The sequence below is a fragment of the Caballeronia sp. genome (assembly GCF_049581465.1).
Taxonomy (GTDB): Bacteria; Pseudomonadota; Gammaproteobacteria; order Burkholderiales; family Burkholderiaceae; genus Caballeronia.
Genome location: NZ_JBAUSA010000967.1, coordinates 1 through 2,245, shown reverse-complemented (window position 1 = coordinate 2,245; position 2,245 = coordinate 1). Strand labels below are relative to the sequence as shown.

The 2,245-nt window shown below is 59.6% G+C and carries 1 protein-coding gene; it reads left to right on the top strand.

All coding sequences use genetic code 11. The annotated features are described in order from the left end of the window. Positions 1–1,101 precede the first annotated feature (1,101 nt). Positions 1,102–1,410: a CsbD family protein gene (locus WCA53_RS23725; protein ID WP_423916221.1), complete on the top strand. Its 309-nt coding sequence runs from the start codon at positions 1,102–1,104 to the stop codon at positions 1,408–1,410. The last annotated feature ends 835 nt before the right edge of the window (positions 1,411–2,245 follow it).

Here is a 2,245-nt window from a genome sequence, read left to right as displayed (position 1 = left end):
CCCCCTACCCCTGCGCCACCGGCGGCACCGCCGCCTGCTCCCCCACCACCACCGCCTGTATGCGCATAGACACCACCCGCCAGGCCAAGAACCAGCGCTGACACAGAATTTTCTTCGATAGGTGATTCTTTGCAGCCTCCTAAAAGTACCGTCGAATAGGTTGCGCAGGACTTGGACCGGTTGTGTAGTCGCGACACCCGCCTCCGTTGCAGTGCAAAGGACGTGCCACATGATCGATAGGTACAGGCCCGGCAATAGCGCGCGACGTTTCGAAATCTGATGGGCGCGAGATGCCTTGGTTGGCGTTATTGAGATGATCCGACGCCTCCCTTCGGGATACACTGCCGGACGTCAACTTGACTTGCGGAGGTTCATCATCGAAATCAACATTTTTGGATTGACCTCGCGAAACAAGTCCTCAAGCTCCACCGGGCCAATCTTCGCGCAGGGCCGCACGTCGAGCGAAGGTTTGACACGGCTCGCTGCCTGATCCGTGCGTACGCTTAAGCTGGCTGGTCGTAGTGGAATCTGCAGCACGGTTAACCACTAAGGCATCCAAACGGTTCGGGGCGGGGTCGGAGCCGTCGGCGCGACCGCGCACCCGTCGTGGCCCGAAGCCTTATGACAAGCTCGCGTTATCGGCTATGGCCTGTGCCGCAGATTGCCCCCGCCTGTTTGCTAGAGTCGTTTAGCGGCCGCGCGAACGCGGCGCTTACACCCGTTCTCCAAGGCGGCCAAGGCATTGTCCGAGGATGCGTCGTCTGGGAAAATGTCACCTTGAACATGGGTGCCTGGCCGCCTGATTTCCCTCGAGGCATGCGTTCGGAACCGGCATCGTAGTTAACGCAGGGTGTTGGGAGAATTTGCCGATCCGCGCGGCCTCGATGTCAAAGATGCCGAGCGACTCCCCTCACTGCAGCAAGCCATGGCGCCATTTTCGACAGTCCCGATCGCTGCGTTGACTGATTGGTGCGCGGCTGTTCCCGGGGCCGAACCGCACCTCGATTTGGCGTTCTCCGCGCTCTAAATCGGCACCCCTCGTGGGCGGGGCCACTGGCACGTCCCGTGCGAGGCACGACATGGTCAACAAGGGAGGATGTCATGGACACCAACACAGCAGAAGGTACGTTGAAAGAAGCAGCAGGAAAGGTTGAAGACGCAGTAGGCGGTATGGTTGGCGACGCCGCCACCCAGATGTCCGGGAAAGCACGTGAATTAAGCGGTAAGGCGCAGCAACTCTGCGCGGGTACCACCAGCCTCGTGCGAGACGCGACGTCTGAGAGTCCATTTGCGGTGTTAGGCATCGTCGCCGCCGTCAGCTTTATAGCCGGCGCGATGTGGGCGAACAGTGCGAGTTTTTCTTCCCGGGCTTATCCAAAGCATTCGAGAGCGAACGATCGGGCGTATTAGGCCAAGTACCGGGTCGAGGGTCCTCTGACCCTGCGCTTCAGCGGCCGAGAATTGCGTCTTGCCCAATAGAGTGGGCCGAGCGGAATCGCCGCATTAACCGTCATGGCGGAAGCATTAGATGTCGGCGCAATCAAAAATCACGCGATGGCGCAATGTGGGCCGATTCTGCGCTCGAAGAGTCGGCGACTATGGTGAATTGTTTTGACCATTGCGGGTCATCCGACGACGTTCGTCGCCGCCGCCGCCGCCAATGATGCTGCCTGCACGACGAACGCAAATTCACCGCCTTGGGACAGCAACAGCGGCCCGAGCGGCCGTCATCGATCCACTCGGGACGCCGGGCCCAGACGCCATCTTATTGGCAGCTTACTAAGCGCAACTGTCATTCACTCCTTCGAGTCGCTTGGCGGGTCTTCGGCCTGAGCCGTCATTGGGATGGGATGAGTCCTACGTCAGCAATGTAGCGGATTGCTGACGATGGCGACATCGAGCAACCCGACGCAGCATCCTGCATCAGTGAACTCACACTACCGACCCATAGCCGTCTCCCGGTATTGCGTGTGCCGAATGACGGTTGACCAGCAAGCAACGGACGCCCGGGTCGGGCCTTCAGTGGTCGCCGTGCTGTCAGGCACCATTTTCAGGCTACGTGGAGCAATGAAATGAGCGACCCTTCACCCCGGCGCGAGCCAGTACCCGATTCCGATTTCAACTGACCCGGGCCCCCCACAGTTAGAAGCGAATGCGCGACCGCGCGCACGTGAGCGCGGTCTGATGGCTTGATAGTTAATTACTCATAAGTCAGTAATTTAGCGGACAGGAATTGGAACGCTGA

Bases quoted from the DNA above. Each gene is read 5' to 3' on its own strand.
- WCA53_RS23725 (WP_423916221.1), top strand. From the start codon at position 1,102: ATGGACACCAACACAGCAGAAGGTACGTTGAAAGAAGCAGCAGGAAAG.